This window comes from Stenotrophomonas sp. 71799_Sma (assembly GCF_056482505.1).
The window spans coordinates 424,836-449,550 of record NZ_CM151202.1; the positions used below are offsets into that span (position 1 = coordinate 424,836).

Below are 24,715 nucleotides of genomic sequence, written 5' to 3' on the forward strand. Positions count from 1 at the left end.
TCATGCACCCCAAATCCCAGTCGAGCATGGCTCGACTCTACAGTTCGGGCTTTCGCGGCAACTTGTAGATCACCGCGCCGATGGCAAACGCGACCAGTGCAGCGGCAATGTTCTGCCAGCTCGCACTGGCGAACAGGGCAACACATAGCAGCAGCGCCAATACCGGAATCAGTGGGCCGCCCGGCAGCTTCAACGCACCAGGGCGATCGGCATAGCGCTTGGCCAGCACCAGTACTGCAGCGGCAGTACCGATGTAGGCGAACAGGCGCGTGGTCATCGACAGCAGCGCCAGCTGCACGAACGAACCCGACAGCGCCAGGCCGAGTGCGATCAGGCCCTGGCACAGAATCGATGCGGCCGGCGTATGGAAGCGCGGATGCACCTGCGCCAGGATCTTCGGCCCGTAGCCATCGCGCGCCAGCGCGAACAGGAAGCGCGGGCCCATCATCATCGTGTTGCTGTTGGTGCCGAGGATGGAAATGGTCGCGCCCACGGTGAGGATCAGCGCGAGTGCCTCACCACCGAAGCCTGCGGCGGCGTCGGCCAGCGGCGTGGCCGAGTTGGACAGCCCGGCCAGCGTGCCCTGCGCCACCACCTGCACCGCTCCATAGATGACGGTGACGGTGATGATCATGGTGATCAGTGCGAACGGAATATCGCGGCGTGGGTTGCGGTACTCGCCGGCCGCAGCCGGGATGTTCTCGAAGCCCGCGTAGGCGTACAGCAGCAGCAAGGCGGCTTCACCCATGCGCTGCAGGTCGTGCGGGTCCGGGCGCTGGCCGGAGAACACCAGCTGCGGATCGATGTAGAACGCGCCGATGGCCACGAACAGCAGCAGCGGCAGCATCTTGCCGATCACCAGCACCACGCCGGTACGCGCAGCCGAGCGCACGCCGATGATGTTGACGCCGGTGAGGAAGCCCAGCGACACCACGATCACTGCGATGCGGCCCATGCCGGCGCCGGCCCACGGCCAGAAGCGCGCGACCGCATCGGCCAGTGCATTGCTCAATGCGGCCGCCGAGCTGATGCGGGTCAACCAGATCATCCAGCCGATCTCGAACCCGGCAAATCGCCCGAACGCCTCACGGGCATACAGGTAGCTGCCACCGGGTTCATCGAAGTAGCTGGCGGCCTGCGCGTAGCACAGCACCAGCAGGGCAACGACGATGCCGGCGGCGACCACGCCCCACAGGCTGAAGGGGCCGAGCAGGGCGACGGTGGCGGCCGGCAGCAGGTAGATGCCGCTGCCGATCACATCGTTGATCGACAGGCCGACGATCTGCCAGCGGCTGACCGCGCGCTGCAGCTGCGGTTCGTCCTGCGCGCTCAACGGGCGTCTCCGCTCAGTGCGGGCAGCTGCCACTGGGCCTGCAGGCGCTTGTACTCGGCGCGCGGCAGCAGCACGAAGCGCGGCGTATCCTGCGGGCGCAACCAGTCCAGCAGGGCCTGCATGCGCGCCTGCGGCATGGCGGTGCAGCCGGCCGTGGCCTCGCCGGGCTGGCGCCACAGGTGGGCGAAGATGCAGCTGCCCTTGCCGGGCTGGTTGTCCGGGTTGTGGGCGATGACGAAGCCTTCCCGGTAGCGCACGTCGCCCTTGTTGTGCAGGTCCAGCCGCATCGGCTCGGTGGAGCCCTTGACCGCTGCACTGCCGACCTTCTTTTCATCCACGATGCGGTTGTAGAACGGAGAGCCGGGCACATCCATGCAGTAGCTGCTGTCCAGCATCGGCTGGTAGGGCATGGCGGTGCCGGGGCGTGTAACGGCATAGCCGAACGCGCTGCCCAGCGCGAACACGCCGGCCGGGCTGCGGCCATCGCCTTCCTGTTTCTGCGGGCCGTCGGCCTGCGCCGGATGCAGGCCCAGCCCCCAGGCGCTGCCGGTACGGCCGAGCGCCACCGGGAACGCCTGCCCATGCGCATGCCAGCCGTTGCCATCGCGCACATAGGCCTGCAGTTGCCCCTCGGTGCTGTCCCAGCTTTCGCTGGTGACCACGATCAGCTGGCGCGCGCCATCCAGCGGCGCGGCGTGGGTGGACATCGCTGCAGCAAGCAGCACGGCAGTGGTGGCAAGGCGGACCAGCGATTTCATCAACGTGCGCTCCGGTCAGGAATCCAGCAGGTGGTCGATCCGCTCCAGGTTCACCGCCAGTTGCTGCTTGCGGTCCGGATTGGCGTGGCAGAGCAGCACGAACAGGAAATCGAGCAGCGCGTGCATGGCGCTACGGTACAGCAGCTGCGCGACCTGCGGCGTGCGGTCGTGCGCACACACCACCAGCGTTGCATCGGCATGCGCGCGCAGCGGGTTGGCGGTGTGGCGGGTGATGGAAATCACCTTGCCACCCATGTCCTGGAACTGCCGCGACAGCTGCGAGAGCTGGGGCAGGTTGCCGAACTCGGAGAACATCAACAGCGCGTCACCGGGGCGCGCGGCCGACAGGTTGGCCAGCATCAGGATCGGGTCGGTATGCGGCACCACCAGCAGGCCGAGCAGCGACAATCGCATGGCGAACTCACGCGCGTACAGGCCGTCGTCACCCAGGCCGTACACGAACAGCTTCGGCGCGCCGTCGAGCAGCTGCACGATGCGCTCGATTTCCCCGCGCGGGTTGGCCTGGCGGGTTTCCTCTTCGGCTTGTGCCTTGCTGCGGCGCAGGGCCTCGCCCAGGCGCAGGTAGTCATCGCCGCTGTCGGGTTCGCTGGGCGCCTGCTGCGGGTCGGCACCGGCGCGAGCCACATCCTGGCCGATCGAGTACTTCAGGTCCGGGTAGCCCTTGAAGCCGAGCTTCTGGCTGAACTTCACCACGCTGGACTGGCTGATGCCCAGAGCGCTGGCCAGCTGCTGGGACGAGTAGTCGCGCAGCAGGTGGGCGTTGTCGAGAATGAAGTCGGCGATGCGACGCTCGATGGCCGACATCTGCCCGCGCTCGGAGCGGATCTTCAGCAGGGGCGGCATGCGGGGAGTCCGGGCAAGGATAGGCGCGTTGCGGTTGGCAGCGTAGAGAGTGTCATGGAATGGGCCGGGCGGGTGCCAGACGCGAGGGGGGTACGGGGTAGAGCAGAAGCAGGAGCATCCACGCATGGCGTGGATCTACCCGGAGCTGCTGTTGAGTCCGCCTTCAAGTGAGCCGAGCACCGCAGGTCCGGCGAGGGCGAAGAGGCGCGGGTGTCTGAGCGCAGCGAGTTCCGCGCCGTCCCTCGCCGGACCGAGGAGCACAGGGCACCGACGTGCGCAGCACGTCGGCTCGCGGCCGGCGGAGCGTTTCTTTTGGTTACTTTTCTTTCCGCAGAAAGAAAAGTAACGCCCGACCAGGCATCAGATAAGCACGGCCCTTGTAGAGTCGAGCCATGCTCGACTGCGCGGTTCAACCCAGCATCTCCAGCCCACGCACTTCGGTGATGCCCAGCCCCGGTACGTCGCTGATGCTGATCTCCGATTCATTGAAATGCACGCCGCCACTGACCGGGTCGAACTGGCCCAGCGAGGGGCCGTCGAGGTCGACCTTGGTGATCACATCGCTCTTGGCCACCGCCAGGTGCACCGCCGCGGCCACGCTGATGCTCGATTCGATCATGCAGCCGATCATGCAGGGCACGCCGTAGATGCCGGCGATGTCGGCAATGCGGATCGCGTTGAACAGGCCGCCGGTCTTCATCAGCTTGATGTTGATGATGTCGGCCGCGCGCTGCTGGATCAGGTCCATCACCTGGCTCGGGCTGAACACGCTTTCGTCGGCCATCACCGGCGTGTTGACGCGGTCGGTCACGTACTTCAGGCCACTGATGTCGGCCGCCTTTACCGGCTGCTCCAGCAGTTCCAGCACCACACCGGCCTCTTCCAGCGTGCGCATCGCATGCACCGCCTGCTTGGCAGTCCAGCCCTGGTTGGCGTCCAGGCGAAGCAGGGCGCGGCCTTCCACGGCGGCGTGGATCGCCTTGACCCGTTCGATGTCCAGACCGATGTCCTTGCCGACCTTGATCTTCAGCGACTCGAAGCCGCGCTCGATCGCCGATAGCGAATCGGCCACCATCTTGTCGATGTAGTCCACGCTGATGGTGATGTCGGTGGTGATCACCGGGTCGCCGCCGCCCAGCATCTGGTACAGCGGCGCGCCATGCAGCTGTGCCCACAAGTCGTACAGCGCGATCTCCACCGCCGCCTTGGCGCTGGTGTTGCGCTCCATCGCGGTCTGCACCAGACCGCACAGGCGATTGAGGTTGGCCACGTCCTGGCCGATCAGGCGCGGCGCGATGAAGTGACGGATCGCTTCGATGATCGAGCCGTGCGTATCGCCGGTGATCACCGCCGTGGCCGGGGCTTCACCGTAGCCGGTGTTGCCCGTGTCGGTGCGGATCAGCACCACCACGTCTTCCACGGTTTCCACCGTGCGCAGGGCAGTCTTGAACGGTGTTTTCAGCGGCACGCGCAGCATGCCCAGTTCGATGGCAGTGATCTTCATTCAGGGGGTCTTGGCACGCAGGCGTTGGATGTTGGTGATGCGGTCGATGTAGCGGACGCTGTCGCTGGCCATCATCGGCTCCAGCGGGGTGACCGAAACACCATTGAGGTGGGCCTGCACGCGCGTGCCGTCAGCACCAAACCAGCTGCCGCCCGCCGTATCGTGGATCACCCAGGTGCGGCCGTCGACGTGGCCGATGGCCATCATCACGTGGCCGGGGATGTAGACCAGGTCGCCCACCTGCAGGTCGGTGACGGCGCGGTCGCGCACGGCCTTGCCGTCCTTGCCGGTGAACGGCAGGCGATCCAGCGCCGGACTGACCGCCTGCGCGCTGGTGTTGCGTGGCAGCAGCACGCCGAAGCTGCGGTAGATCTCGGAAACGAAACCGCTGCAGTCGCGGGTGTCGTAGTCGTGGCCCCAGCCGTAGCGCTCGCCGAGGAACTTGAAGGCCTGCTGCAGCAGCAGGCGTGGGGTCAGCGGCAGGTAGGCGGCGGCGGTGTCCTGCGAGCGCGGCAGCAGCGCCGGTACCAGTTTCAACCGGCCATCGGCCTCGCGTACCGGCAGCTGAACCACCCACGCGGCGTGCGCCTGCTGGCCGTTCACCGGCTCTGACGCCGGCCAGTCGGCCAGCACCGGCAGGCGCACGCCCATGTCCAGCTGCAGGCGCGAGACGCGCGGTTCTTCCGGGGTGTAGGCGGTCTGTGCGGTGGCGCCGGTGACGATCCGGTACGGTCCCTTCGCGCCGTAGCCGAGCACGGTGGCTTTGTCGCCGCTGGCGATGGCATCGGCCTCGATCCATGCGCTGTAGCGCTCGCTGTGCACGAACAGCCAGCGGCCGTCGGCGCTACGATGGACCACGGCAACCTTGTCGCCGGGGAACAGCGCCGATTCCTGGAAGCGATCGATGTCGGTGTCGCCGATGCTGCTGAAGACGCGCTCGCGGGTGGGGAAGGTACGCAGTGCGGCGCGCTTCACCACCAGCCCGTATTGCGGTGTCGTCTGCGCGGGAATGGACTGGAGGCCCAGATTGGCTTCAGTCGCGCTGCGCAGTGCCGGCGCAATGGCCTGGCCCTTGTCGTTGTACAGAGTGCGGGTGGGCCAGCTCGACAGCGAGGTGATGCTGGCACGCACCGCCGCCGCATCAAGCTGCTCGGGCAGTGCGGCGATGTCCTGGATGTGGCTGTCCTGTGAGCGCATCCGTGCGTTCTGTGCCTCGATCTGGCTGCGGTCCAGGATCGGCACATCGGCGTTGTCCAGGCGCGCGGCCCAGTACTGGGGGGTGAGGTAGGCCTCGTGCAGGCCGATCACATAGGGCAGCGGCGCGCCGGGATCAGGCGTCGGGGAAGCGAGTGCGAAGGCTGGGGCGGCCAGCAGGCACAGGGCCAAGGTCAACCGGCGCGGCCAGCGCCGGCGCGGTTCGCGGGAAGCCAGGATCATGCGCTGCACACCCTCCTCGAATGCCTGTTGGAATATTTATTCCTTTCGGCGTCGAAAGCAAGAATAAATTATTGACCGGTCTCCCGGCCCGTGTTACACAGCCGTTACCACCCGCGCTGGGGAAGTGTCGCTGTGGATCCTGCCGTTCGCAAACTGCGTCTGCCTGCTGCTGCCTGCCTGAGTGCCGCGCTGCTGCTGTGCGCGTGGTCGGCGGGAGCGGAGCCGCCGCCCTCGGCCATCCAGTTTGCGCGGGTCGTGCAGATGATCGACGCGGGACGGTTCTCCGAAGCCGGCAGCGAACTGAACACCTGGTCGGCTGCGGACGCGGCGGAGCCTGGCGTCAGTTTCGACGACATCGCGTTCCAGGAAGAGCGCATGCGCCGCATCCGCCTGGATTTTTCCCTCGACGAAGCCGCCACCAAGTCTGCCGTGCGCCGCTGGATTCCCGACCTGACCGACGAGGAATTCGCACGCTGGGACCAGCTTGGACTGATCGAACACCTCGACATCGATGGCACGCGCTGGTACTTCAAGCGCGCACCGTCGAACCTGTTCCTGCTCAGCGACGAGGCACGTGCGCGCCGCCGCGCGGATGCACCGGTGCCGGCGCCGGGCCCGAACGAGGTGCTCAACGCGCACCACGCACGCGTGCTTGCCGCAGCGGAACAAAGTGGCCAGGCGTCGGTACTGCCGCAGCGCATTGAATTCACCCAGTCGCTCACGGTGAAAGCCGATGCGGTGCCGGCCGGCGAGACCGTACGCGCCTGGATTCCGTACCCGCGCGAGATACCCGGCCAGCAGGAGCAGGTGCAGTGGCTGGGCAGCACCCCGGGCAAGGCGCGCGTGGCGCCAGCCAGCACCCTGCAGCGCACGGCCTATCTGGAAGCCAAGGCGGTGGCGGGGCAGCCGACGCGCTTCGAGGTCCGCTACGCGGTCACGATCCTGGCCCGGCATACCGCGATCGATCCGGCCAAGGTGCAGCCGACACCGGCCGATCCCGCGCTGAAACCCTACCTGGCCGAGCAGCCGCCGCACGTGCGATTCACGCCGGCACTGAAGCTGTTCTCCGACCAGGTGCTGCAGGGGGAAACCCGCCCGTATGAAGTGGTGCGCAAGCTGTTTGCTGCCGTGGATCGCATTCCATGGGCCGGTGCGCGCGAATACTCCACGATCAGCAACATCAGCGATTACGCGCTGCGTGCCGGACATGCCGACTGCGGCCAGCAGACGCTGTTGCTGATCGCGCTGCTGCGCATGAACGGCATTCCCGCGCGCTGGCAGTCGGGCATGGTGTTCTCCGACGATGGCAGCGGCTACAACAACCTGCATGACTGGGGGCAGGTCTACCTGGCGCCGTATGGCTGGCTGCCGATGGATGTGACCACCGGCGCGCTGGCCAGCGACGTGCCTGCCCTGCGCGATTTCTACCTGGGTGGCCTCGACGGCTACCGCATCGCCTTCAACGACGATTTCGGCCAGGCCCTGGTGCCGGCCAAGCAGCACTTCCGCTCGGAAACGGTCGACTCGCAGCGCGGCGAGGCCGAGTGGGCAGGCGGCAACCTGTATTTCGACCAATGGAGCTACGACTTCCAGTGGCGGGTACTGCCAGCCGGGCAACGCTAGCGCGACACATCGCATTCCACACCATTCAATTCTTGCAGGAGAGAGCAGGGGATGAAGGCTTACAGCATCAAGCGGGCGGCGTTGTGCGTCGCCCTTGGGGCGTGTCTGGGCATGATCGCGCCCAGCGCATTCGCACAGGATGGTTCGGTGGTTGGCCGGCTGGTGAGCGATGCAGGCCAAGTACCGGCCGGTGCCACGGTCTCCGTACGCAACCCCGCCACGGGGTTCGTCCGATCGGTGCAGGCCGACGCCAATGGCAGCTACCGCATCCCGTTGCTGCCGGTCGGTACCTACGAGATGGACGTAAGCCTGCCGGGCGGAGCGGCCAGCCGTGTTGGTCAGGTCACCGTCAGCCTTGGCAGTGCGACCACGGTGAATGTGCCGCTGGGTGCGGTCAGCACGCTGGGAACGGTCGAGGTACGTGCACCGCAGGTGGTGTCGATGGTGGATGTCAAGTCCACCGAATCGGCCACGAACATCACCCGCGAAGAGCTTTCGCGCCTGCCGGTGGACCGTGACATCACCGCCGTGGCACTGCTCGCGCCCGGCGCGGTGAAGGGCAAGGGCTCGTTGGGCGGCCAGGGCATTTCCTTCGGTGGTTCGTCCGTGGCCGAGAACACCGTCTACATCAACGGCCTGAACGTTACCGACTTCTACAACCGGGTCGGCTTCTCGTCGGTACCGTTCTCGTTCTACCAGGAATTCCAGGTAAAGACCGGCGGTTACTCGGTGGAGTTCGGGCGCAGCACCGGCGGTGTCATCAACGCAGTCACCCGCTCGGGCAGCAACGAGTTCAAGGCGGGCGCCGAGCTGGTGTTCGAACCGCGCGCGTGGCAATCGCAGGCACGCGACCGCTACGACGGCAGCGGCAGCCGCTACATCACCGCGGGCCGCGACGACTACAGTCGCAGTGCGCTGAACGTATTCGCGTCCGGTGCGTTGGTGCAGGACCGCTTGTTCTTCTTCGGCATGTACGAAGCTCGCGACTACCGGCCGACATCGACCAACGACGCTGGCACCCGCCTGAGCCAGGGCAAGGCCGATGATCCGTTCTGGGGCGGAAAGATCGACTGGCAGATCACCGACAACCAGATGCTGTCGCTGTTCGGCTTCTCGGACAAGAGCAAGACGCTCACCGATGTCTACGATTACGACTACGCTACGGGACAGGCTGCAGGTGAGCGCAGCAACCAGATCTACAACACGGTGGGCGGCAAGAACTGGTCCGGTACCTATAGCTGGCAGGTCAACAACGACCTGACCATGAAGCTGATGTATGGCGAGAACAAGCGCAACCGCATGCAGAGCTCGTTGATGGACGAGAACTGCAACCGTGTGTTAGACAACCGAACGGCCAGCCAAGGCGTGCCACCATTGCTGCAGGGTGACCGCAGCTGCACCAGCAGCTCGCAGCTGGAATCGGCGCTGGATACGCGCAAGGCGGCCCGCGCCGACTTTGAATGGTCCATCGGCAATCACCTGCTGCGCTTCGGCCTGGATCGCGAGGAGAATACCTCCGATTACGAGCGCGCCTATCCTGGCCCCGGTGGCCTGCGTTATGACATCTACTACCGCACGCCAGGCAGCCCGCTCAATGGCGGTACGGTACCGGCCAGCGGCCTGGTGGCACGCACGCGCCGCTATGAAGTGGCCGGCTCGTTCGAGACCATCAACTCGGCGTATTACCTGGAAGACAACTGGCAGGTCACCCCGAACTTCCTGCTCAACATCGGCGCACGGGTGGAGAGCTTCGACAACAAGGGTGGCGACGGCGACAGCTACATCAAGATCGACAACATGGTCGCGCCACGCCTGGGCTTCTCGTGGGACGTGCGCGGCGATGGCACCACCAAGGTGTTCGGCAACCTGGGGCGCTACTTCCTGCCAGTGGCGAACGTCATCAACATCAAGCAGGCCGGTGGCTTCCTCGATGAGCGCACCTGGTATGAGTTCCTGGGCTACACCGGTGCCAGCAACAACGTTCCCAACCTGGGCGCGCAGATCGGCCCGGTAGACAACTCGCAGGGCGATGGCAGCGTGCCGGACCTGCGCGCGGAAGTGAACCGCGACATGGACCCGGTCTATCAGGATGAAGCCATCCTGGGTTTCCAGCACATGCTGAGCGCGTCGTGGTCGGTTGCCGCCAGCGTCACCTACCGGCGCCTGCACAACGCCATCGATGACATGAACATCACCGCTACCGGCCAATGCGGCGCGATCGACAGCGTGTGGATCATGGGCAATCCGGGGCGCACCAACAGGGTATGGGGCGATACCAACTGCGATGGCAGCAACGATGGCTGGATCGACATCGACACCTCCAAGGAAGGCTGGGCGCTGTACGACGATGATGGCAACTACGTGGGCCAGCGCGGCTGGGTGAAGCCCAAGCGTGACTACAAGGCGCTGGAGCTGCAGGTCGACCGGGCCTGGGACGGCAAGTGGGGCTTCAATGCGTCGTACACCCTGGCCTATGGCCGCGGCAACGCCGAAGGCCCGGTGAATTCCGATACCGACTTCGCCGATGCCGGCCGCACCGAGAACTTCGACAACCCGTGGGTCAACTACCGGGGCTATGGCTACCTGGCCAACGACCGCCGCCACCAGTTCAAGTTCCGTGGCAGCTACGCGTTGACCGAGAACCTGAGCGTGGCCGCGACCCTGGGCGTGCAGTCGGGCAGCCCGATCACCCGCTTCGGCGCTGGCAACCCGTTCGACGACACCGACTTCCACAGCTACTACGTGTGCGTGTCCAACTGCCAGTCGACGGTGCCGTCCGAGCGCGTGTTCGTGCATTCGCCGCGTGGTGGCGACGGCCGCACGCCGTGGACCTACGACCTCGATGTGAGCGTTTCCTACAAGGTGCCGATTCCCACCGATCTTCGTCTGAAACTGGCGGTGTACAACGTGCTGAACCAGCAGCGCGTGGTCACGGTGGACCAGGATTACGAGCCGCAGGACAGCATCGGCACGCCCAATCCGATGTATGGCTACGGTACCGGCTTCCAGTCGCCGCGCTATGCGCAGCTGACCGTGACCTGGGCCTACTGAGCTGAGGTCCCGGAGATCAAGGCGTCCATGTACAGCCTGCTGATTCTGGCGGCCTTGGCGGTTCCTTCCGCTTCGGCGGTCGATACCGCATCCATCGATGCGGATATCGCCGCCGTGGTCCGCGTCGAGCATCTGCCCGGGCTGGCCATGGCAGTAGTCGAGAACGGGCGCGTGGTCTATCGCCATGCGGAAGGGGCGCGCGGTGATGGCGTCCGCATCGACGAGGACACGCTGTTCAAGATCGCCTCCAACAGCAAGGCGATGACCGCGGCGCTGCTGGCGAGGCTGGTGCAACAGGGCAAGCTGCGCTGGGACGATCCAGTGCAGCGGCACCTGCCCGGTTTCCGCATGCATGACGCATGGGTGGGCCGGCAGATGCAGGTGCGCGATCTGCTGATCCACAACAGCGGTCTCGGCCTGGGCGCTGGCGACCTGATGCTGTGGCCGGAACCGAACACGTTCACCCGCGCCGACATCATTGCCGGACTGGCGCACTTGAAGCCGGTCAGCAGCTTCCGCAGCCACTATGCCTACGACAACCTGATGTACGTGGTGGCCGGCGAAGTGGCCGCTGCGGCGGGTGGCAAATCGTACGACCAGTTGATGCGCGAGCAGGTGTTTGAACCACTCGGCATGACGCGCTGCCAGGTGGGGGCCTGGTCGGTGAAGCGCGTAGGCAACGTCGCGCAGCCACATGCCTGGCGTCGTGATCGCAATGAGGTGGTGAACGCTGACGGTGCCATCAGCCCGGACCTGCCGTCCATGGCGGCAGGAGGCATCCGCTGTTCGCTGCGCGACATGACGCGCTGGATGCAGGTACTGCTTGATCCTGCCGTGGTGCCGGATTGGTTGGACAGTGAACAGCGCCGCACGTTGTGGACATTACACATGCCGATGCCGCTGGGTGAGCGCCAGCGGCGCTGGGACAACGCGCATTTTTACGGCTACGGCTATGGCTGGCGCGTTTCTGACATGGATGGGCAGTGGAAGGTGGCACACACCGGCACGCTGTCAGGGATGTACTCGTCGCTGGCGCTGCTGCCCGACCGCAAGGTGGGTGTGGTGATGCTGATCAATGGCGAAGGCGAGGATGCGCGTACCGCGTTGATGCAGGCCGCGCTGAAGCGCTTCACCGCAGCGGACGATGCGCGGCCTGCGATGGAGTACCTGGCCGAATTGAAGGCAGACAAGGCAACGCGGGCGGCGACCGGTCATTCGCGGCCGTCCACTGTTGCGGCGCAGGAGACGAGCCGCACGGATCTGCCGCACTGGCAGGGCCGTTACCGCGATCCGTGGCTGGGCCCGGCCTCACTGTGCCCGGGCGCGGACGGCCTGCGCTTCAGCGTGGACAAGTCGCCCCGGCTGCAGGCCACGGTGCTGCAGTTGCAGGGGCGTTGGCTGCTGCGCTGGGATACGCTGGGCGAAGACGCACAGGCTTGGCTGCAGCCCGGTGACGGTGCGCCGCCCACACTGGACCTGCGTGCCATCGACCCGGACATCGACTTCAGCTATGACTTCCAGGACCTGCATTTCACTCGTACTGGCGACTGCCCTGGCAGCGAGCGCCAGCGCCGCTGAGCCGCCGCGTGTTTCGCCGGCCACTGATGCCGCCAGCGCCGGATTCGTGGAGATCCGCACGTTGTCGCCAGGCATCGAGATGGACATCCGCTACGCCGGCGCCAACAACTTCACCGGCGCGCGCGTGCCGGGTTACGAGGCGCCGTCCTGTTACCTGCTGGCGCCGGTGGCGAAGGCACTGGCACAGGTGGAACAGGACCTGCGCGCGGATGGCTTTGGCCTGCGCCTCTACGACTGCTATCGCCCGGTACGCTCGGTGCAGGCCTTCATGGCCTGGGTGAACGATCCGCGCGAGCGCTCGCGCAAGGCTTTGCAGTACCCGGATCTGGACAAGCCACGGCTGCTGGCCGACGGCTACATCGCCGAGCGCTCCGGCCACAGTCGCGGTGCCACGGTGGATCTGGGGCTGCTGGATTGCGGCAGTGGTGCATGTAGGCCGATGGACATGGGTACCGACTTCGATTTCTTCGGGCCACGCGCGCATACGCAGACGAGCGGGCTGAGCGCTGCGCAGCAGGCGAACCGCAAGCAGCTGGTGCAGGCGATGGCACGCCGTGGTTTCGTCAACTATCCGCAGGAGTGGTGGCACTACACCCTGCAGCCCGAACCGGACCCGGGCACCGCATACGACGTTCCCGTGCGGTAGGGATATCGGCAGAGGGTCGCTGCTGTTGGTAGGTGTCGACCCTGGTCGACACGGCGGATCCACGCCATGCGTGGACGCCTTTCGTTCAATCATCGGAGTATTCGATTTCGATGGAGATTTCATCCACGCATGGCGTGGATCTATCGGGGCTACCGGATTGGGTCCGAGGCAGATCCCTTACACTGGCCGCCATCCCACCGTTGCCCACCCGATGAACCTTCCCCTGCACTTCGGCCTGCTCGGTACCCTCGAAGCGGGCGCCATCGCCCTGCTGGTCGGGTTGCTGGTGTACTTCCTGTGGTCGCAGCTGTGCCGGCTCCTGCACTGGACGGTCGGCCACGCGATCGGCTGGTCCTGCGTCATCGCCGTGATCATCTCCGCCGGCATCGATGCCTGGAAGCTGTTCTACATGGGCATCGTGCGTCTGGAGTCGCCGCTGTATGCGCGTCTTTTCCTCGCCACCATCCACGATCCGAACGAACTCGGCAGCCGCGTGGTGCTGGAAATCGCCGGCGCGCTCGCTGGTGTTGCCCTCGGCTGGGTGGTGTTCAGTTCGCGGTCATCGGCTCAGAACGTCGACTGACGCAGGTTTTTCGTTCGCTGCCGGTTAAATCAGGCAGCGCTGAATGCGCAGCTTATGAGCCACTCACTTCATGCTAACCACCGCGCTAAAGCATGCGCGTAGGCGAGTGGTTAATCGTGCGTGTTGACGCCGGTCGCGAGGCAAAATCGATTCAGAAACGCGGTGGCAGGGTAGGTGCCGTGCGGAGACAACACGCCGCGCAACACCACCCAATTGGTAGGAGACACCCCTGATGACTATTCGCAACCGCAAGCCCCTGATCGCCCTGATCGTCGCCGCCGGCAGCGTGCTGGCCATTCCGGCGATGGCCCAGTCGGCCAAGCAGCAGGCCGCGCAGGCACAGAATGAGGCCGCGCAGGCGCAGCAGTCGGCGGCACAGGCAGGGCAGGCGGCTGACCAGGCGACCAACGCGGCCGCAGCGGCTTCGGCACAGGCCAATGGCGGTGGCCAGACCTGGGCCAGCATCGATACCGATGGCAACGGCACCATCAGCAAGACCGAGGCGCAGGTGAACGCAGGCCTGGCCCAGGTGTTCGACCAGGCCGATACCAACAAGGACGGCGAGCTGAGCGCCGACGAGTACAAGGCCTACGTGGCCGCCCAGCAGGCCGGTGCAGGTGCCGGCGCGGCGCAGGGCCGCTGATCCACGCCTGATTCGGGAAGACCGGTGCATGGGGACCCGGGCGGCTGCGGCCGCCCGGGTTTTTATCGTCACCAGCACCCCTGTATCCTTGTGCGATGAACACCCCCACGCCTGCGCCGTCGCGCGCCATCGGCCTGGTCGGTTTTGACGGTGACGATACGCTGTGGAAGAGCGAGGACTACTACCGCAAGGCCGAGCAGGATTATCTTGACCTGCTGTCGCGCTACGTCGATGTGCATGACACGCAGACCGCGCGCCACCTGCTGGAAGTGCAGCAGCGCCATCTGGGTACCTTCGGCTACGGCGTGAAGAGCATGACGCTGTCGATGATCGAAGCGGCCATCGACATCACCGGCCAGCGCATCGAGGCCAAGGAAATCCAGCGCATCCTGGAGATCGGCCACGACACCCTGCGCCACCCGGTCGAGCTGATCGACGGCGTGCGTGAAGCGGTGGCGGCCATCGCCGAGCACTACCCGGTGGTGCTGATCACCAAGGGCGACCTGTTCCACCAGGAAGCGAAGATCAAGGTCGCCAACCTGGCCGAGCTGTTCCCGCGCATCGAGATCGTCTCCGAGAAGGACCCGGAAACCTACGCCCGCGTGCTGGCCGAATTCGACCTGCCGATGCAGCGCTTCGTGATGGTCGGCAACTCGCTGCGCTCGGACATCGAGCCGGTGGTGACCCTGGGCGGCTGGGGCGTGCATACCCCGTATGCAGTGACCTGGGCCCACGAGACCCAGCACGGCGTGGCCGACGACGAACCGCGCATGGTCACCGCCGACACTGCCCACGATTGGCCGGCCGCACTGGCGGCGATCGAGGCCAAGGCCTCGGCGGCGGCCTGACAGGACCCGGCGGCTGCGGCAGAATCGGGGCATGAACGTCCGACTGCGCGCGCTGTTGTTGTCCCTGCTGCTGGTGCCGGCCACCGTGCTGGCCCAGCAGACCGCCGAGCGTTCGGCGGCCTACACGGTGGAAACCGGTGACCGTTGGGTCGATGCCCAGCTGCAGGACATCAACCACTACGCCGAACGCTACCCCGACGCCTTCCTCGACGAAGTGTCGCGCTATGCCGAGGTGCCGCGCGGTTACATCAGCGCGCTGTTCACCACCCATGGCTGGCAGGCCGGGGATATCTACTTCGCCTGCTTCTGGGCCAAGGCCAGCGGCCAGACCTGCCGCGACAGCGTGCGCGCCTTCAGCCAGGACCCGGAGGGCGGCTGGGAGGCGGTGGTGAAGCGCATGCCGGCCAAGCCGGACAATCTGCATTACCGCGCCGTGCGCCATGCCATCGTGGCCAGCTACCAGCACTGGGACCGGCCGATCACCCTGGATGCCACCCTGAGGCGCCAGCTCAAGCGGTAGTGCCGGCCGCTGGCCGGCAACTGCATCATTCCATGCATCCCGAGGTTGCCGGCCAGCGGCCGGCACTACCGATTTCCTTCATGTTGCTCTGCATATCGCCGCGGCCCCGCGCTCCGGCGACAATACGGGTTCGAGCTGTTCCCCGTTCCCGTAATCGAGTGACTGATGAGCGCCTCTTTCGTTTCGCCTGATGTGATCCGCCGCCTGTTCGCGCAGGCCATGTCCCGCATGTACCGCACCGAAGTGCCGCTGTACGGCACGCTGGTGGAACTGGTGGAGCGGATCAACGCGCAGGTGCTTGACCAGGACCCTGCGCTGGCCGCGCAGCTGCAGCGCAACGACGAGCGCGCGCGCCTGGATGAAGAGCGCCACGGCGCGATCCGGGTCGGCACCGTGCAGGAACTGGCCACGCTGCGCCGCCTGTTCGCGGTGATGGGCATGTACCCGGTGGGCTACTACGACCTGTCCGTGGCCGGTGTGCCGGTGCATTCCACCGCGTTCCGCCCGCTGACTGGTGCCGCACTGGCGCAGAACCCGTTCCGCGTGTTCACCTCGCTGCTGCGCCTGGAGCTGATCGAAGACGAAGCGCTGCGTGCCGAATCGGCAAAGATCCTTGCGCGCCGCCGCATCTTTACCGACGGCGCGCTGGCGCTGATCGACCAGGCTGAGCGTGACGGCGGGCTGTCGCAGGCCGATGCCGGGCGCTTTGTCGACGAAGCCTTGGAAACCTTCCGCTGGCATGGCGATGCCACCGTCGATCTGCCGACCTACCATGCGCTGCACAACGCGCATCGCCTGGTGGCCGACGTGGTCAGTTTCCGTGGCCCGCACATCAACCATCTGACGCCGCGTACGCTGGATATCGATGCTGCGCAGGCCGCGATGATCGAACACGGCATGGCCGCCAAGGCGGTGATCGAAGGCCCGCCGCGCCGTGCCTGCCCGATCCTGCTGCGCCAGACCAGCTTCAAGGCACTGGAAGAAGCCGTGCATTTCCCGGACAGCGAAGGGGGCGATGCCGGCACCCACACCGCGCGCTTCGGCGAGATCGAACAGCGTGGCCTTGCGCTGACCCCGAAGGGCCGCGCGCTGTACGACCAGCTGCTGTCGCAGGCACGCGATGCCGGTGGCGAAGGCAGCACCGGCGGCGACTACGGCCAGCGCCTGCAGGCGGTGTTCGCCAGCTTCCCGGATGACCATGACACGCTGCGCCAGGAAGGCCTGGGCTATTACCGCTACCAGCTGACCGATGCCGGCCGCGCCGCGCCGGAGCGCGTGGCCGATCTGCCCGCCGAAGTGCTGGTGGCCGCCGGCCTGGCCACCGCCGACCCGATCGTCTACGAGGATTTCCTGCCGGTCAGTGCCGCGGGCATCTTCCAGTCGAACCTGGGCGGTGAAGAACAGCGTGCCTATGCCGCACATGCCAACCGCGAAGCCTTCGAGCAGGCGCTGGGCGTGGCGGTGAATGACGAGTTCGAGATCTACGAGCGGCTGCAGGCCGAATCGCTGGCGGCGCTGCGCACCGCGTGAAGGTAGAGCCGGCCGCTGGCCGGCTGTTCTGGGGAGCCGGCCAGCGGCCGGCTCTACCCGATGTCCGTGCCTGGGGTCATGGCGCTGCCCTCTGTAGAGCCGAGCCATGCTCGGCTGCCCAGGAAAGCAGTCGAGCATGGCTCGACTCTACAAAAGCGGGTCTCAGCCCTTCATCGTGCCGGTATCCAGCCAACGCTGGTGCCACGACAGCGCTTCCGGCAGCAGGTGCGGGGTGTGCTTGCCGTAGCTCTCGCGGCTGGCACGGTCGAAGTAGTCCTGCAGCTGCGGGCGGAAATCCGGGTGCGCGCAGTTGTCGATCAGCACCTGCGCACGCTTGCGCGGGGTCAGGCCACGCAGGTCGGCCAGGCCCTGTTCGGTGACGATCACCGACACGTCGTGTTCGGTGTGGTCCACGTGGCTGGCCATCGGCACGATCGCCGAGATGGTGCCGTTCTTCGCGGTGGACGGGCTCAGGAACGCCGACAGGAAACCGTTGCGGGCAAAGTCACCGGAACCGCCGATGCCGTTCATGATCCGCGTGCCCATCACGTGCGTCGAATTGACGTTGCCGTAGATGTCCACCTCGATCATGCCGTTCATGCCGATGCAGCCGAGGCGGCGCACCAGTTCCGGATGGTTGGAGATCTCCTGCGTGCGCATGATGATGCGCTCGCGGTAGAAATCGATGTTCTCCTTGAACGTCTCGTTGGCCTGCGGGCTCAGCGCGAAGCCGGTGCACGAGGCATAGCTCAGCACGCCGTCGCGCAGCAGGTCGAGCATGCCGTCCTGGATCACTTCGGTGAACGCGGCCAGGTCGCGGAAGCCGCTCTTGGCCAGGCCGGCCAGCACCGCGTTCGGAATATTGCCCACGCCCGACTGCAGCGGCAGCAGGTTCGGCGGCAGACGGCCCTTCTTCACTTCATGCTTGAGGAACTCGATCAGGTGCGAAGCGATCTGCTCGCTGGTCGCATCGATCGGGCTGAACGGGCTGTTGCGGTCCGGGCCGTTGGTGCGCACCACGGCCACGATCTTGTCCGGGTCGCAGCGCAGCGCGGTGTCGCCGATGCGGTCGTTGGCGTTCACCAGCGGAATCGGCTTGCGGTGCGGCGGCAGCGCGGTGCCGTAGTAGATGTCATGCATGCCGTCGACGCCGGCCGGCTGCCATTCGTTGACCTCGACGATCACCTTCTTGGCCAGGTCCAGCCAGGTCTTGTTGTTGCCGACCGAGGTGGAGGGCACCAGCGAACCGTCTTCGCGGATGGCCGAGACTTCGATCACGGCGGTATCGATCTCGCCATAGAAACCGAACCACACGTGCTGGGCCACGTGGCTGAGGTGGATGTCGATGTAATCCAGCTTGCCCTCGTTGATGCGGTTGCGCGCATCCGGGTCGCTCTGGAACGGCATGCGCATGGCGATGCCATCGGCCTTGGCCAGCGCGCCATCGAGTTCCGGCGCGGTGGAGGCGCCAGTCATCAGGCTGATCTGGAAGGGCTGGCCCTGGGCATGCACCGCTTCGATGCGGCGGGCCAGTTCGACGGGAACGGCCTTGGGATACCCGGAGCCGGTAAAGCCGCTCATGGCCACGGTTTCACCGGGCTGGATCAGCGCGGCTGCGGCCTCTGCGGAGACCACGCGGTCACGAAGACGCGCGTTGGCGATGCGATCAACAGACATGACGACACGTGTTGCTGGGGGGAATTCCGATTATCGGCCATCCTCATCCGTACGGGGGGTTCTACCTTCGTGGAATGGCTTTTCCCGCAGGGGTCACCCAAACCCGCCGGTTTTGTTTTGCAGTGCAGCGTGCAAAGTGCTTTCGCAGCCCGCACGATGGACCTGCATCCCGACGTGGGGGAGGGAGCAGAGCCCGCTGGCAGTTCGCTGCAAGCGGGCTTTTTTATTGCCTGTCGTCCAGTATGAATACGCGGTCTCCATTATCGGTAGTGCCGGCCGCTGGCCGGCAACCCCAGTAATCTTCGGCAGGATCGTCGGATCTGCCGGCCAGCGGCCGGCACTACCGGGTCCGTTGCGTCCCGGCCGGGTCGATACAATCAGCCCATGAGCCTCGCCACCGCTGACCTGCCCGCCACCCTGCAGCCTCTTGTCGACCGCGCCTTGGCGCGCCTGGCCCAGGTCCTGCCCGAGCCCATCCCGGCCAACCTGCTGCCGTTGCTGACCCGGCTGGCGGTGAGCAGCGACTTCGCGCTGGACACCCTGGTGCGGCAACCGGCCTTGCTGGCACAGCTGGCCGCGCCCGGCTGCCCGCCGATCCCGGCGCCGGTGCTCGATCCTCTGCAGCCCAGCGACTGGCCGGCGCAGATCCGGCGCTGGCGCACGGCAATGTCCACACGGCTGATCTGGCGTGACCTGGCCGGCCTCGACGACGTGCCGCAGACCCTCGCCGGTGCCACCACCTTGGCCGAGGACTGCCTGCGGCTGGCACTGGACGCCCTGCAGCAGGAATTCGCCCAGCGTCACGGCGTCATCGCCGATGAACACGGCATCCCGCAGCAGCTGGTGGTGTTCGGCCTTGGCAAGCTGGGCGGTGGCGAGCTCAACTTCAGTTCCGATGTGGATCTGGTCTACGCCTATCCGCAGGGCGGTGAATCCGATGGACCGCGTCCGTTGGCGGCGGAAGAATATTTCGCCCGTCTCGGCCAGCGCCTGGCCAAGCTGCTGGATGAAACCACCGTCGATGGCTTCAGCCACCGCGTCGACCTGCGCCTGCGTCCGTTCGGCAGCGCCGGCCGCGTTGCACTCTCGTTCGCGGCGATGGACCAGTATTTCCAGCGCGAGGGCCGTGATTGGGAGCGCTATGCCTGGCTGAAGGCGCGCGCGGTGGCCGGCGATATCGAGGCCGGTGAGGCGTGGCTGCAGACCCTGCGCCCGTTCGTGTACCGCCGCTACCTGGATTTCACCGCGCTAGACGGCCTGCGCGAAATGAAGGCGGCCATCACCGCTGAAGTCGCACGCCGCGAACTGCACGACGACATCAAGCGCGGTGCCGGTGGCATCCGCGAGATCGAATTCCTGTGCCAGGCGCTGCAGCTGATCCGCGGTGGTCGCGAACCGGCATTGCGCGAGCGTCGGCTGCTGGTGGCGCTGGACGCACTGGTGGCCGCCGGGCAGATCGCGCCCGAGGATGGCAGCGCGCTGCGCGAGGCCTACCTGTTCCTGCGGCGCCTGGAAAACCGCCTGCAGATGCTGCGTGACGCGCAGACTCACGTGCTGCCCAGCGACGCACTTGACCGCGAACGCATCGCTGTTGGGCTCGGCTACCCGGACTGGGAGGTGCTGCGCGCGGCACTGGCCGTGCAGCAGCAGCGGGTCAGTACCGAATTCGCCGCGTTGCTGGCACCGCGCAAGGGCCAGGCCGCGCCCGATGCGCTGGCCAACTACTGGCGCAGCCTGCCCGAAGGCAGCAACGCACCGCTGCTGGCCGAAGCCGGTTTCCTCGATGCCAACGGCGCTGACCAGTCGCTGCGCGACTTCGCCCAGGGCACCGGCGTGAAGTCGTTGTCCGATGCCGCGCGTGCGCGGCTGGATCGCGTACTGCCCGCGCTGCTGCATGCGGCCACGCGTTCGCCGCAGCCGGATGCCGCGCTCAAGCGCGTGCTCGGCCTGTTGCAGGCGGTGCTGCGCCGGACCAGCTATCTCGCCTTGCTGGACGAACAGCCCAGCGCACTGGCGCGGTTGGTGGACGTGCTGGCGCGCAGCGCGCTGCTGGCCGAACGGTTGGCGGCGTATCCGCTGCTGCTGGACGAACTGCTGGACGTGCGCGTGTCCGGGCCGATGCCCGATGCCGCCGGCATGCTGGCGGAGTGCCAACAGGTACTGGCAGTGGAGGATCCCGAATCCGCACTGCGCTGGCTCAATGAAACGCGGCTGGCACTCAGCTTCCGCATGGCGATGGCCACGCTGGATGGCCGCCAGGGTGCGGTGGACAGCACCCGGCAACTGGCCGAGCTGGCGCAGGCCGTGGTGGTCACCGTGTTGGCGATGGCCGAAGCGGACATGCATGCCGCACACGGCGAGATTCCCGGCGGGCGCTTCGCGATCATCGGCTACGGCAGCCTTGGTGGGCTTGAGCTGGGCTTCGGTTCCGATCTGGACCTGGTGTTCCTGCACGACAACCCGGCCGGCGTGGATGCCAGCAATGGCGCGCGTCCGCTGGAGCCGGGACGCTGGTATGCGCGCCTCGCGCAGAAGGTGATGGCGCTGCTCGGTGCGGTGACCGCCGCCGGGCGCCTGTACGACATCGACGTGCGCCTGCGCCCGGATGGCGGCAAGGGTTCACTGGTGTCTTCGCTGGCCAGCTACACCGAATACCAGCGCGAACGCGCGTGGACCTGGGAACACCAGGCACTGGTGCGCGCGCGTGGCGTGGCCGGCGATGCCAGCCTGCTGGCCGACTTCGAGCAGGTGCGTGCGCAGACGCTTGGGCGTGAGCGCGACACGGGTGTGCTGTACGCGGACGTGCTGAAGATGCGCGGCCGCATGCGCACCGAACTGGACCGCAGCGATGCCGCGCGGCTGGACCTGAAGCAGGGTGCTGGCGGCGTGGTGGACCTGGAGTTCCTGCTGCAGACCGGTGTGCTGGCGCGCAGTGCGCAGCATGCGGCGCTGCTGCAGCCGCGCGATACGCCGTCATTGATCGATGCGTTGGCGGTTGCGGAATTCCTGCCGGAAGACACCGCGCAGGCGCTGCACGGAGCACATGCCACGCTGCTGGATGTTGGGCTGGCCTGCACGCTGGATCGACGTCCACGACTGGCACCGACCACGCCCGCGATTGAAGAGGCATGTGCCGCGATTACCGCCGCGTGCATCGCCGCGGAGCTGCCGTTCGCCTGAGTGGGTGCAAATGCTGCAACAACTTTGGGTGGCTGCCGACCGTTGGTCGGCACCATCTGTCGGCAGCGATGAGTTCTGCAGGGCGTGCCGACCAACGGTCGGCACCCACCGGATCAATGGCCGGCGATGACCCGCTGTTGGTAGATGCCAACCTTGGTTGGCATGAATGCAAAGCGCCAACCAAGGTTGGCGACTACCGGATCAATGGCCCTGCGATGGCCCGCCGGATCAATGATCTGAGCATTGGCCTGCTGTTGGTAGGTGCCAACCTTGGTTGGCGCAATCCGTCAGCGTTCATGACCCCGGCAACAGCGTGCCAACCAAGGTTGGCACCTACCAGAGCAACGGCGGTCAGCTGGTGGTGCGCAGCGGCGCCATCTTCCACAACAGCGCGCGGAACGGGGCCAGCAGGCAGACGCCGATCGCCAGCTTCACCGCCAGGTCGCCGGCAGCCCAGCTCACCCACGGCAGGGTCGAACCGGCAAACGCGATCGACCAGAAAATGGTGGTATCCACCGTGGCGCTGCAGGTGGTGGCCACCATCGGTGCGCGCCACCAGCTGCCACGGCGCAGGCGGTCGAACACGGTGATGTCCAGCAGCTGGGCCACGATGAAGGCCGAGCACGAGGCAATGGCGATGCGCGGGGTGGCCACCCAGATCGAAAGCAGCACCGCCACCGCGAAACCGATCCACGCCACGCGGCGGGCGGGGCCCGGGCCGAAGCGGCGGTTGATCAGGTTGCTGACCAGGAACGAGACCGGGTAACTGAAAGCACCCCACGTCAGCCAATCGTTGATCGGGTACTGCACCAGTACGTTGGACAGCAGCACCACCGCGCCCATGGCCAGCACCGCCAGCACCAGGGCGCGAGCGGTCAACGGGGCAAACACAGGGGCAGGACGCACGGACATGGCGAGCCAGGGGGACAAAGGTAATCCCCCATTATCCGCCCGGCTCGCGGCAATGCCAAAACCGGCCGTTCAGCTTTACAGCGTTTCGCTCATCACATCGCCGGCGGCATAGGCGGTCGGCACATAGGCCAGCGCCTGGCCCTGCGCGCTCTTCACGGTCCAGCCGGCACCCGCGTCTGTCGGGTCGAAGCGCACCTGCTGGCCGACGACGAAACCGGCAATCGGATCATCGCCTGCAGCCGCCGGCCATTGCAGCGTTGCGGTCTTGTCGGCCTTGCCGGGCACCTGCAGGTGCACCTGGCGATCACCGGCTGGCGTGGTGGCGACCTGCTTCACTTCCATCGGTGGCAGCGGCACCGCCGGCGTGCGTGCGGCGACCTTGCCGTTGCGCTCGCTGGCCTTGAACGGGGCCTTGGACAGTTCGGCCAGTCCCATCGACGTGGCCAACGGAATCGACAGCACGATCAGCGACGTGACCAGCACGCTGGTCTGGCCGCTGTTCAACTGCGGCGCGGCGCCGGCATGGACGGTGGGCACCACCAGCGCCGAAAGCAGCAGGGCAGTGGCGGGAACGCGCAGGCAACGGAACATGGAGACCTCCTGGTCAGGGTGGGGACGGCGGCTCAGCGCCGGGTGTCGAAGATGTCGCGCGGGCCGGTGGCCTCGGGCAGGTATTCCAGCGGGCGGCCCTGGTTGTCCTTCAGCTGCCATCCCTGGTCGGCGCCGGTCGGTTCGAAGTTCACGGTCTGGCCCACGGTGAACTGCACGGCGGGATCGCCGATGCCGCGCGGGTACTGCATCGATGCGGTGTTCTGCGGGTCGTTGGCATCGCGCAGCAGCACTTCGCGGCGGCCATCCACGGTGGTGGCGATCGCACTCACCTGCATCTGCGGCAGCTTGATCTGCTGCGGGCGGGCCAGCGGCTGGCCAGCGTCGGCGGCATCCTGGGCTTCCTTCGCCGCCGCCGCGCGGGCCGACGTCACCATCTGTGTGGACATCTCCAGGCTCGGTCCCTGCGGGCCCGGGTCGTGGATGATTACGATGCGGCGCTCTGCATGAGCGGCCGTGGACCAGGCCAGGCTTGCGACGATCAGCATCGGCATCAGGACGGCGGGCAGGGTACGCATGTCGTTCTCCTTGCTGGATTCAGGGCGTGGCGGCGGCAGCACCAGCTACCGGCACGTGAGGGATCACCAGTTCCTGCTGCAGCTGGCTGCGCTGGTGCAGGAAATCGAACACCGATTCCACCGTCACCACCGAATAGTTGCCGGAGATGCGCTCGCCGGCCGGATGGTCGGTGGTGGTGGCGTTTGCAATGAACAGGCGCGCACCCACGCGCTTGCCCAAGCCGATATGCAGCACGCTGGGCTGGTACTTCTGCTGGCGCAGCCATTGCTGGGCCTGTTCGCGCTTGACGATGGCCGGCGCGCCGTCGGCCTGTGCCATCGCTGCCGCCAGCACCTCCAGTACCCACTGGTTGGAGTTCTGGTAGTCGGTGGCGAACGGGTAGGCGACCACGTTGTACCTGGTCTCGTGCAGCGCCTTGGGCTGGATCGACGGCGACACCAGCATCGCCTTCAATGCAGCACGCAGCGGCGCCGACGGCACGCCGATGCGCAGGTCGGTATGGCCGCCGCTCTCGCCGACGAAGTTGCCGAGGCCTTCGTGGTACAGCTGCGAGCTGTCGGTCTTGCAGCGGTTGAGCAGGTGCATCGCGCGCCAGCGGCCGTCGTCCTCGCGCAGCAGGAAGGCCAGGTGGCTGTGGCGCAGGCCGTATCGGCTCAGGTCCTGGCCACCGCGCGCGGCGATCACCACGTCCACATCGGGCAGCGCATCGAGACGCTCGGCGGTGGTCCAGGCCACGTCCAGCATCGCCGCCTGCGCGGCCACGCTCGGGTAGCGCTCGCGGCATTCGGTGCTGTTGGCCCAGGCCGGTGCAGTCGCCAGCAGGCTGGCGATCAGCAGCGCGGCGCGGGGCAGGCGGGAAAAACGATCCATGTCGATACCTTCAACGGCGGGCAGGCCCGC

General features: G+C 66.5%; 20 protein-coding genes. 10 read left to right on the plus strand and 10 right to left on the minus strand.

Going from position 1 to position 24,715, the window contains the following annotated elements:
* Positions 1 to 37: 37 nt before the first annotated feature.
* The 5 genes from ACZK4Z_RS01920 to ACZK4Z_RS01940 all read right to left on the minus strand — a co-directional run bounded on the left by ACZK4Z_RS01920 (position 38) and on the right by ACZK4Z_RS01940 (position 5,896).
* Positions 38 to 1,333 carry an APC family permease gene (locus ACZK4Z_RS01920; RefSeq protein ID WP_293796617.1) on the minus strand — a complete coding sequence of 432 codons (1,296 nt, stop codon included), beginning with the start codon at positions 1,331 to 1,333 and terminating at the stop codon, positions 38 to 40.
* On the minus strand, positions 1,330 to 2,091 hold the full coding sequence (locus tag ACZK4Z_RS01925; protein WP_293796620.1) for a L,D-transpeptidase family protein: 762 nt from the start codon (positions 2,089 to 2,091) through the stop codon (positions 1,330 to 1,332). The genes ACZK4Z_RS01920 and ACZK4Z_RS01925 overlap by 4 nt, the downstream gene beginning before the upstream one ends.
* Positions 2,092 to 2,106: 15 nt before the next feature.
* Positions 2,107 to 2,955 (minus strand): MurR/RpiR family transcriptional regulator, encoded by an 849-nt coding sequence (locus tag ACZK4Z_RS01930; RefSeq protein WP_180838749.1) that lies wholly within the window; start codon positions 2,953 to 2,955, stop codon positions 2,107 to 2,109.
* Between the two features lie 409 nt (positions 2,956 to 3,364).
* Positions 3,365 to 4,459, minus strand: coding sequence for a dipeptide epimerase (locus tag ACZK4Z_RS01935; RefSeq protein ID WP_293796344.1), 1,095 nt, complete (start codon positions 4,457 to 4,459; stop codon positions 3,365 to 3,367).
* Positions 4,460 to 5,896, minus strand: coding sequence for a C40 family peptidase (locus tag ACZK4Z_RS01940; protein WP_293796346.1), 1,437 nt, complete (start codon positions 5,894 to 5,896; stop codon positions 4,460 to 4,462).
* A 132-nt stretch (positions 5,897 to 6,028) separates the two neighbouring features.
* Between ACZK4Z_RS01940 and ACZK4Z_RS01945 the strand changes: the two genes are divergently transcribed.
* From ACZK4Z_RS01945 to hglS, 9 genes are all read left to right on the plus strand, one after another.
* Positions 6,029 to 7,519: a transglutaminase-like domain-containing protein gene (locus tag ACZK4Z_RS01945; RefSeq protein ID WP_293796348.1), complete on the plus strand. Its 1,491-nt coding sequence runs from the start codon at positions 6,029 to 6,031 to the stop codon at positions 7,517 to 7,519.
* A gap of 51 nt (positions 7,520 to 7,570) precedes the next feature.
* Positions 7,571 to 10,570, plus strand: coding sequence for a TonB-dependent receptor (locus ACZK4Z_RS01950; protein WP_293796350.1), 3,000 nt, complete (start codon positions 7,571 to 7,573; stop codon positions 10,568 to 10,570).
* A gap of 27 nt (positions 10,571 to 10,597) precedes the next feature.
* Positions 10,598 to 12,148 carry a serine hydrolase domain-containing protein gene (locus ACZK4Z_RS01955; protein WP_478451145.1) on the plus strand — a complete coding sequence of 517 codons (1,551 nt, stop codon included), beginning with the start codon at positions 10,598 to 10,600 and terminating at the stop codon, positions 12,146 to 12,148.
* The gene (locus tag ACZK4Z_RS01960) at positions 12,081 to 12,794 is read left to right on the plus strand and encodes a M15 family metallopeptidase (RefSeq protein ID WP_164079975.1); all 714 of its coding nucleotides are present in this window, start codon (positions 12,081 to 12,083) and stop codon (positions 12,792 to 12,794) included. Before ACZK4Z_RS01955 ends, ACZK4Z_RS01960 begins: the two co-directional genes overlap by 68 nt.
* A gap of 211 nt (positions 12,795 to 13,005) precedes the next feature.
* Positions 13,006 to 13,377, plus strand: a complete 372-nt coding sequence (locus ACZK4Z_RS01965; RefSeq protein WP_032968343.1) for a hypothetical protein — start codon at positions 13,006 to 13,008, stop codon at positions 13,375 to 13,377.
* Positions 13,378 to 13,609: 232 nt separating this feature from the next.
* The gene (locus ACZK4Z_RS01970; protein ID WP_004139214.1) at positions 13,610 to 14,020 is read left to right on the plus strand and encodes an EF-hand domain-containing protein; all 411 of its coding nucleotides are present in this window, start codon (positions 13,610 to 13,612) and stop codon (positions 14,018 to 14,020) included.
* Between the two features lie 95 nt (positions 14,021 to 14,115).
* Positions 14,116 to 14,868: an HAD family hydrolase gene (locus tag ACZK4Z_RS01975; RefSeq protein ID WP_478451147.1), complete on the plus strand. Its 753-nt coding sequence runs from the start codon at positions 14,116 to 14,118 to the stop codon at positions 14,866 to 14,868.
* A 31-nt stretch (positions 14,869 to 14,899) separates the two neighbouring features.
* Complete coding sequence (locus tag ACZK4Z_RS01980) at positions 14,900 to 15,388, plus strand: hypothetical protein (protein WP_049400073.1); 489 nt, start codon at positions 14,900 to 14,902, stop codon at positions 15,386 to 15,388.
* A gap of 165 nt (positions 15,389 to 15,553) precedes the next feature.
* Positions 15,554 to 16,918, plus strand: a complete 1,365-nt coding sequence (gene hglS, locus ACZK4Z_RS01985) for a 2-oxoadipate dioxygenase/decarboxylase HglS (RefSeq protein ID WP_293796367.1) — start codon at positions 15,554 to 15,556, stop codon at positions 16,916 to 16,918.
* 162 nt (positions 16,919 to 17,080) lie between these two features.
* On the opposite strand, the gene ACZK4Z_RS01990 is transcribed toward hglS, so the two are convergent.
* Positions 17,081 to 18,595, minus strand: coding sequence for an acetyl-CoA hydrolase/transferase family protein (locus ACZK4Z_RS01990; RefSeq protein ID WP_012509864.1), 1,515 nt, complete (start codon positions 18,593 to 18,595; stop codon positions 17,081 to 17,083).
* Between the two features lie 384 nt (positions 18,596 to 18,979).
* Here ACZK4Z_RS01990 and glnE point away from each other — a divergent pair, with 384 nt between their 5' ends.
* Entirely contained in the window at positions 18,980 to 21,775 is a 2,796-nt protein-coding gene (gene glnE / locus ACZK4Z_RS01995) for a bifunctional [glutamate--ammonia ligase]-adenylyl-L-tyrosine phosphorylase/[glutamate--ammonia-ligase] adenylyltransferase (RefSeq protein ID WP_253144917.1), read from the plus strand.
* A 351-nt stretch (positions 21,776 to 22,126) separates the two neighbouring features.
* Here the strand turns inward: glnE and ACZK4Z_RS02000 are convergent, their stop codons facing one another.
* The 4 genes from ACZK4Z_RS02000 to ACZK4Z_RS02015 all read right to left on the minus strand — a co-directional run bounded on the left by ACZK4Z_RS02000 (position 22,127) and on the right by ACZK4Z_RS02015 (position 24,685).
* On the minus strand, positions 22,127 to 22,687 hold the full coding sequence (locus tag ACZK4Z_RS02000; protein ID WP_293796369.1) for a queuosine precursor transporter: 561 nt from the start codon (positions 22,685 to 22,687) through the stop codon (positions 22,127 to 22,129).
* Positions 22,688 to 22,762: 75 nt separating this feature from the next.
* Positions 22,763 to 23,278: a hypothetical protein gene (locus ACZK4Z_RS02005; protein WP_293796371.1), complete on the minus strand. Its 516-nt coding sequence runs from the start codon at positions 23,276 to 23,278 to the stop codon at positions 22,763 to 22,765.
* A 32-nt stretch (positions 23,279 to 23,310) separates the two neighbouring features.
* Positions 23,311 to 23,814 carry a hypothetical protein gene (locus ACZK4Z_RS02010; protein WP_004139502.1) on the minus strand — a complete coding sequence of 168 codons (504 nt, stop codon included), beginning with the start codon at positions 23,812 to 23,814 and terminating at the stop codon, positions 23,311 to 23,313.
* Positions 23,815 to 23,833: 19 nt separating this feature from the next.
* Positions 23,834 to 24,685, minus strand: a complete 852-nt coding sequence (locus ACZK4Z_RS02015; protein ID WP_125895959.1) for a DUF2145 domain-containing protein — start codon at positions 24,683 to 24,685, stop codon at positions 23,834 to 23,836.
* Positions 24,686 to 24,715: the final 30 nt, after the last annotated feature.